Source organism: Fretibacterium fastidiosum (genome assembly GCF_000210715.1).
Lineage (GTDB): Bacteria > Synergistota > Synergistia > Synergistales > Aminobacteriaceae > Fretibacterium > Fretibacterium fastidiosum.
This window is the reverse complement of the sequence record NC_021038.1, coordinates 1,245,271-1,252,642: the sequence shown is the minus strand read 5'-3', so window position 1 is coordinate 1,252,642 and position 7,372 is coordinate 1,245,271. Positions and strand designations below refer to the sequence as shown.

Annotated in this window: 7 protein-coding genes; all 7 read left to right on the top strand. The window is 54.9% G+C overall.

Annotated elements, in window-relative coordinates; all coding sequences use genetic code 11:
* Nucleotides 1-323 precede the first annotated feature (323 nt).
* Nucleotides 324-1,541 carry an aconitase X catalytic domain-containing protein gene (locus SY1_RS05780; protein ID WP_015556465.1) on the top strand — a complete coding sequence of 406 codons (1,218 nt, stop codon included), beginning with the start codon at nucleotides 324-326 and terminating at the stop codon, nucleotides 1,539-1,541.
* Entirely contained in the window at nucleotides 1,541-1,966 is a 426-nt protein-coding gene (locus tag SY1_RS05775; RefSeq protein WP_015556464.1) for an aconitase X swivel domain-containing protein, read from the top strand. The genes SY1_RS05780 and SY1_RS05775 overlap by 1 nt, the downstream gene beginning before the upstream one ends.
* 44 nt (nucleotides 1,967-2,010) lie before the next feature.
* On the top strand, nucleotides 2,011-3,243 hold the full coding sequence (locus tag SY1_RS05770) for a nickel pincer cofactor-dependent isomerase, group 22 (protein ID WP_015556463.1): 1,233 nt from the start codon (nucleotides 2,011-2,013) through the stop codon (nucleotides 3,241-3,243).
* 103 nt (nucleotides 3,244-3,346) lie between these two features.
* Entirely contained in the window at nucleotides 3,347-4,327 is a 981-nt protein-coding gene (locus SY1_RS05765; protein ID WP_015556462.1) for a TRAP transporter substrate-binding protein, read from the top strand.
* Between the two features lie 89 nt (nucleotides 4,328-4,416).
* A complete protein-coding gene (locus SY1_RS05760) occupies nucleotides 4,417-4,968 on the top strand; it encodes a TRAP transporter small permease (protein WP_015556461.1) in 552 nt (183 codons plus the stop codon).
* A gap of 1 nt (nucleotide 4,969) precedes the next feature.
* The gene (locus tag SY1_RS05755; RefSeq protein ID WP_015556460.1) at nucleotides 4,970-6,250 is read left to right on the top strand and encodes a TRAP transporter large permease; all 1,281 of its coding nucleotides are present in this window, start codon (nucleotides 4,970-4,972) and stop codon (nucleotides 6,248-6,250) included.
* Nucleotides 6,251-6,574: 324 nt separating this feature from the next.
* Nucleotides 6,575-7,372, top strand: a 798-nt coding sequence (locus SY1_RS05750) for an ankyrin repeat domain-containing protein (RefSeq protein ID WP_208873039.1), incomplete at its 3' end; no start/stop codon positions are given.

Sequence of the window (7,372 nt, the reverse complement as noted above, 5' to 3'; positions counted from 1 at the left end):
TACAGAGCCCATTTTTTAAAACTTTTCCTCTGCCTGGCCCTTTACTTTGCCCGCGCTTTGCGTTCCCGTGGATTTGGGCAACGACACGTGGCTTGACAATTTTAATATTATTAATTAAACTGATTCTACGATAAAACTCGCAACAAAAACAGTGGTCAATGAGCATAACGGCAATTTATTTTTTGCCTAAGCAGGTTTTCCACGAAGAAAGGTGCTGCTACTTGAAGCGGAACGTTCCCCCGCCCCAAGAGGTGGAGATTTATGAGGCCGTTCTGTTCTGAAAGCAGACAGTAGGTTTAACAGATGGAGAAAGGTAGTTGATCATGCGTCTTACTGACGAAGAAAAGCGAATACTCGACGGAGCTGAAGGCGTCGGGAAGCAGAAAGCGATGGAAATGCTCTATGCGCTCGCCCTTACCTTTGACGCAGAGAAGCTTATTTCAATCAAGCGCGCCCATGTGGCGCTCAGCGGACAGGAGGGGGACACTTACTGGTGTGAGCTTCTGGCCGATGGAGGGGCGACCTGCGCCGTGCCCCCCACGACCAACCCCTACTGGGATACGGATTATCTCACGAAGTTCTACGACGTCACGAAGGAAGAGTTGGACCTTGCAAACCGGACGGGTGATGCCTACCGGAGGATAGGTGCCAAACTTACATACCATTGTGCTCCCGGCGTCTGCTCCAATGTCCCCTTTTTCGGCGAACACGTTGCCTTTTCCGAATCGAGTGCGACACCCTACGTCAATGGAGCGCTAGGAGCCCGGTCCAATCGAGAGTCCTCCATCAGCGCTCTGGCTGCAGCGGTAATCGGTGAAACGCCCTATTATGGATACCACATCGACGAAAACCGACGCGGGGATTTCTTAATTGAGGTCGAGGCTGAGATGAAGGACCATTACGACTGGGGCATGCTAGGGCATTGTGTCGGTCCCATAGCCGGCACCCGCATTCCCGTGTTGAAATTTAAAAAAGAAGTCAGGCCGGGACCGGAGGACTTCCTGTACTTCGGCGCCGAAGCCGCGACCAGCGGCTCCGTAGCGATGTACCACATGGTCAAAATCACGCCGGAAGCGCCGGATGTCGAGTCGGCTTTCGGCGGAAGAAAGGTTCCTGCAGCAGAGGTCGTCCTTACAAACAAGGACCTTGAGGCAGAGGAGGACAGGCTTACACCAGCTGTAGGCGATATTAATCTCGTCATGTTAGGTTGCCCGCACTACACCTACAGCCAGCTTCTTGAGGTAGAACGCCTCTTTAATGGGCGAAAAGTTAATCATAATACAGCTTTCTGGATACTGGCAGAATCGGGTGCTGTAGAGTTGGCGGAACGCTCGCACCTTCGCGAGCACTTGGAGCTTCTTGGCGTGCGTATGGTGGGGAATACTTGCATCGACGAGCCATGTTGGAAGTCCTTCGAGGGGAGTCTGGGACTTACGGACTCACCGAAGTGTGCCTATTACCGCGAGCGCCGCGGCCAGCCTTTTGCTATCCGCAGGCTCTCGGAGTGCGTTGAAGCCGCGATAAAGGGGAGGCTCGTATGATGGCTGACGAGATAAAGGTCTACAAATGCCGCGGTATTGTTAAAGGAAAAGCGGCGGGAGAAGCTATTGTCTCTCGGGACGCCATGTGCTTCTACCTTACGGACCCAATCACGGGAAACGTCATAGAGCGCAACCATGCGATTCAAGGTAAATGCATCGCAAACAAAATTTTAGCGCTCAAATCCGGCAAGGGCAGCTCCGTGGTGCAGGTAGATGGGTTCTATCAACTCTGGGGGAAGCACAATCTCCCGTCCGCAATCATCATTAAAGAGACGGAGCCCGTCATCGTTTCCGCCGCTGTTATGGTGGGCTGCACAATGGTCGATAGGCTAGAGGCGGACCCATTCAGCGTCATTCAGGATGGTGATTACGTGGAAGTTGACGCGGATGCCGGTGAAGTCCGCGTGCAGAAAAGTGGAAAATAGCGCTCCCACACTGCGCGGGGACGAGAGAAAAGGACTCAGAGAAAATGCCCGTACTGCTCGATGAATCCTATCGTTATCCTCTTCCCAAAATGCACCGCGTCCGGCAGCACTTTTCAAGGCCGAGGCTTGACGACCTTGAGGCTCAAATCAGGCGCGAGTTTGAAAAAGCCTGCATCGCGGACAGGATTAAGCCGGGCGCAAGGGTGGCCGTAGCGGTGGGGAGCCGCGGCATCAAAAACCTTGCACGGATCGTGAAGGAGGTGTTGGTGCAGATTCAGCGCTGGGGCGGCAACCCCTTTATCGTCTCCGCCATGGGAAGCCACGGAGGGGGAACTCAGGAGGGCCAACTTCATATCCTGAATTCTTACGGCATCACGGAGAACGCCATGGGCATTCCCATCATCACGGCTCCAGACGCGACGCGCGTCGGAAAGACAAAAAGCGGGCTGGAGGTGTGGGTCGATTCCGCGGCGCTTGAGGCAGACCTCATCGTGCCCATCAACCGCGTCAAACTGCACACGGATTTCGTCGGCGACATCCAGAGCGGCCTTTGCAAGATGTTGACGATAGGGCTTGGCAACCACGTGGGATGCTCGGCTTTACACGAAGCGAGCTTCGAGGGTTTTGCGGAAACCTTGATCGAGGCAGCGCGCATCGTCATGGCTCGTGCGCCTGTTGGGTTCGGCGTCGCAATCCTTGAGAACGCATATGACGAAACAGCCATGATCGAGGCTGTGCCTGTGGAGGACATCGTCGAACGAGAGAAGGAGCTTCTGCAAACGGCGAAGGGGCTCATGCCCACGTTGATGCTCCCCGACATCGACGTGTTGGTCGTCGAGGAGATCGGCAAGGACATATCCGGCGCCGGGTTCGACCCCAACGTTCTGGGCCGCAGTTCTCTCCTCAAGAAGTTCGTGCTTCCCGTGCCGAAAATTAAGCGTATGATCCTTCTGGATGTCACAGCCCCGTCCCACGGCAACGCCATCGGTGTCGGACTCTTTGACGTGATCACGCGCCGCGTCCTCGAGAAATTGGACCTTCCGTCCATGTACGCCAACGCACTGGCCGTTAAGGCGCCTGAGGACGTCAAAATACCCATCACGGCGGAATCCGAGGAGGAGGCCGTGCGCTTTGCCCTTCAGCTTGCAAGGGGGGTGGACCGGGCAAACCTCAAAATCGTGAGGATTAAAAACACGTTAAACTTGGAAACCATTGAGGTGTCGGAGGCGCTTCTCCCCTGCGTGGAGGGAAACAAAAAGCTGGAGCGCCTTTCTTAAGAGCTTTACAAAATATTGCGCAAGGATCAGTTTAACAAAGAAAGAATCGATTTCGCTTCTTAAAACGTCTTTATATATTTTATAACTGAGGAGGAAAAATACGATGAAAAAATTTCTTGGCGCGGCGCTTCTGGTGTTGATTGCAGCCTCAGGGGTCCAGGCAGCAGATTATACGATCAAGCTGGGGTACATCGGCTCTGAATCCCATCCGACGATGACGGTGATGAAGGATGTCTTCGCAAAGCAGATCGAAGAAGGCTCGGCGGGGAAAATTAAGGTGGAACTCTATCCTAACGGCCAGCTTGGCGGGGACCGTGAGCTGTGCGAAGGCGTGCAGCTTGGCGCCATTCAAATGGCCATCCCCTCCTCTTCCGTCCTGGCCGGTTTTGAAAAGCGCATTCAGGTGCTTGATCTGCCATACCTCTTCACGACGCGCGAGGCCGCATTTGCCGCAGTGGACGGCGTGCTTGGAGAGAAACTGAACGGGCTGACGGCAGAGAAGGGCATCTTGATCCTGGGCTACCAGGAGAATGGCTTCCGTCACGTTACCAACAACCGTAACCCCATTCACACGCCGGACGACATGAAGGGCCTGAAGATCCGCACGATGGAGAACCCGATGCACATCGCGTTCTTCAAGGCGCTCGGCGCCAACCCCACACCCATGAGTTGGGGAGAGCTTTACACGGCCCTGCAGCAAGGCACTGTGGATGCACAGGAAAATCCTTATGCGATGATCGATGACGGAAAGTTTTACGAGGTCCAGAAGTACGTTTCCGAAACGGGCCACGTCTTTTCCTTCGAGGTGTTGATTGCCAACAAAGCGTTCATTGACGGCCTGCCGGAGGCCCTGCGGGATTTGGTGTTGAAGGCCGCAAAAGATGCGACGGAAGCGCAACGCAAGGCCATGGCCGAAGAGGAGGAAAGTTTCAAGAAAAAGGTCACCGAAGCCGGGATGACCGCCAACGAGTTGACGGCTGAAGAGAAAAAACCCTTTGTGGCGGCAACGGCGGAGGTCTATCCGCAGTTCGCCGATGAGCTGGGACAGGATTTGATGGAAATCATCAAGCAAGTGCAGAAGTAGGCGCTCCCCGTGTTCCATTGGCGCCCCCGTCCCCCTGGGGGCGCCTTTTTATTCCGGTGATTCCGCGGTGAAAGGAACGGTTATTTTTCATGACGTTAAAAAAATTTCTCAACAACTTTGAGGAGTACTTCTGCGTCTGGACGCTTGCCATCATGACCATCGTCGTTTTTGTGCAGGTTGTGATGCGCTACGTCTTTGCAAACTCGCTCTCGTGGAGCGAGGAGTTGGCTCGCTTCATATTTTTATGGTTCTCCTGGGTTGGCGCCAGCTACGCCGTGCGCGAAAGAAGCCATTTTCGGGTGGAGATGCTCGTGGACCTGTTCAAGGGGGCATCCCGAATATGGATCGAGTACCTTGTCCTTCTGATCTGGTTTGCCTTTAGCTTTTTTCTGACATGGTACGGTACAAAACTCGTCCTCTTCATCCGTGGTGCAGGACAGGTTTCGGCCGCTATGCGCATGCCCATGACGTGGCCCTACGCCGCCGTCCCGGCAGGGTGCGCGTTGATGTGTGTGCGCCTCATCGTCGAAATATGGAAGCTCCACAAAAACGGCCTTTCACACGCTGAGAGTGGCGAGGTCAGGGCGACGGAGCTGAAGCCATCCGGCGACACGACAGAACCGTTAGAGGGAGGCAAGTGACATGGAGGCCATTCTGATATTCTCCATCCTCATCGTCACCATCGCATTCAGCATCCCCATCGGCATCACACTGGGACTTTCAACTTGGATCATGATGCTGTTTACGTCCAACATCCCGATGGTTATGATTGCGCAGAAGGCGTTTACAGGCTTAGACTCCTTCCCCCTTTTGGCCATACCATTCTTCATCCTCGCGGGTTCGCTGATGTGCAGCGGGGGCATCTCACGCCGCCTTGTCACCCTTGCCGAGAGCCTCGTGGGTTGGATCGTCGGCGGGCTTGCCATGGTGACGGTGCTGGCGTGCATGTTCTTTGCAGCGATATCTGGATCGGGTCCCGCGACGGTTTCCGCCATCGGCTCCTTTATGATTCCAGCCATGAAGGAGCGCAGGTACGACGCAGGGTTTGCGGCGGCCATCACCGCTGCGGCAGGGACCATTGGCGTCATCATCCCGCCGAGTATCCCTTTCGTCATCTACGGCATCGTCGCTAAGGCATCCATTGGCGATATGTTCATTGCCGGAATTGTGCCGGGTATTATTATCGGCATTGCTCTAATGCTCGTATGCTACTTCACGGCGCGTAAGCGGCATTATCTCAGCATGGCCGAGCGTCCGAAGTTTAGCTCCGTCGCCAAGGCCTTTCGTGAGGCGTTCTGGGCGTTGCTGGTCCCTGTCATCATCCTTGGCGGCATCTACGGTGGCGTCTTTACCCCAACAGAGGCTGCTGTCGTTGCCGTGGCCTATTCCGTCTTTATAGGCAAGTTCGTCTACCGTGAGCTGACCATGGCAACGCTCTATGACTGTCTTAAGAGCACGGCACTCATCAACGGTGCCACGTCCTTCCTCATTGGACTCTCCATGGCGTTCGCCAACTATCTTGCCATGGCGCAGATACCGGCGCACATCGCCCAGTGGTTCACAAGCTTCGCTGAAAGCCCTTTCCTCTTGATGATCATCATCAACTTTTTCCTGTTGGTCCTCGGCTGTTTTGTGGATAACATCGCCGCAGTCATCATCCTGACGCCTATTCTCCTGCCCGTTGTGCGTAGCATTGGCATTGACCCCATACACTTCGGGCTCATCATCACCGTGAACCTCGCCTGCGGGTTCATCTCTCCTCCCTACGGCATCAATCTTTTCGTCGCCTCAGCCATCTCAGGAGAGAATATAGAAAGCATCTCACGCGAGATCGTGCCAGTTTTCTGCGCCATGGTGGCCTGTCTTTTGCTCTTTACCTATTTCCCCGTGCTGACGATGGGACTCCTCAAGGTTCTCCGTTAACTTTCTCCGCACTTGAGCGATGGACTGGGGTATCCTTTTCACCGTCATAAACCAGTGCCGTGGTCCATACCTTCCAACATCGTTAGAATACGGTTTATAATACTTGCCAGATTGTCAGGCCAGACGCAACAAAAAGATTGAAACCATTTGGGGTAAAACGCCCTCGACTGCGCGGGGGAGAACGAAAAACTCAAGGACACAGGGGCCTTGAAGCTGCTGACGGAAAAGGCCGGACGCTGAAAAAGGAGAAGGGAGAAGGGCGCTTTGGGGAAAAAGTCCACTTCACTCGTTCGCAGCGTTTTGGGGTTTGTCTCGTTGTCTCTCTTGCTGCTCACGCTTTTCAGGGGGCAGGCAGGCGCCGGAACGACGGAAGAGCTCCTGGAGGTAGCCGGCAAAGCAGGGCCCGAAAAGGTGCGGCAGCTGATTCAAGACGGAGCGGACGTCAACGCGAAGAACGAATATGGGTGGACGCCTTTGATGCTTGCTGCGTACAACAACTCAAACCTGGCAACCCTGACGGCGCTGCTGGACGCGGGAGCGGAGGTCAACGTTAAAGGCACAGATGGCTTGACGCCGTTGATGCTTGCGGCCCAATACAACTCGAACCCGGAAGCCCTGAGGGTGCTGCTGGACGCGGGGGCAGACGTCAACGCCAAAAACAAATTTGATTTGACGCCTTTGATGCTTGCTGCGTACAACAACTCAAACCCGGAAATCCTGACGGCGCTGCTGGACGCGGGGGCAGATGTCAACACCAAACAGAAAGATGAGTGGACGCCGTTGATGGTTGCGGCCCGATACAACTCAAACCCGGAAGCCCTGAGGGTCTTGATGGAGGCCGGAGCGGACGTCAACGCCAAAAACAAATATGGTGCGACGTCGTTGATGGCTGCTGCGATCGAGAACACCCCGGAAGTTCTGAGGGCCTTGATCAAGGCTGGAGCGGACGTCAACGCCAAAAACAAAGAGGGTTGGACTCCTTTGATGCTCGCGGCCCAACACAACCCCAACCCCAAAGCCCTGACGGCGCTGCTGGAGGCGGGAGCGGACGCAAAGGCAAAGAACGACGAGGGCAAAACGGCCCTCGACTACGCAAGAATGAATGAAAAACTCAAGGCCACA

Bases quoted from the DNA above. Each gene is read 5' to 3' on its own strand.
- SY1_RS05780 (WP_015556465.1), top strand. From the start codon at position 324: ATGCGTCTTACTGACGAAGAAAAGCGAATACTCGACGGAGCTGAAGGC.
- SY1_RS05775 (WP_015556464.1), top strand. From the start codon at position 1,541: ATGGCTGACGAGATAAAGGTCTACAAATGCCGCGGTATTGTTAAAGGA.
- SY1_RS05770 (WP_015556463.1), top strand. From the start codon at position 2,011: ATGCCCGTACTGCTCGATGAATCCTATCGTTATCCTCTTCCCAAAATG.
- SY1_RS05765 (WP_015556462.1), top strand. From the start codon at position 3,347: ATGAAAAAATTTCTTGGCGCGGCGCTTCTGGTGTTGATTGCAGCCTCA.
- SY1_RS05760 (WP_015556461.1), top strand. From the start codon at position 4,417: ATGACGTTAAAAAAATTTCTCAACAACTTTGAGGAGTACTTCTGCGTC.
- SY1_RS05755 (WP_015556460.1), top strand. From the start codon at position 4,970: ATGGAGGCCATTCTGATATTCTCCATCCTCATCGTCACCATCGCATTC.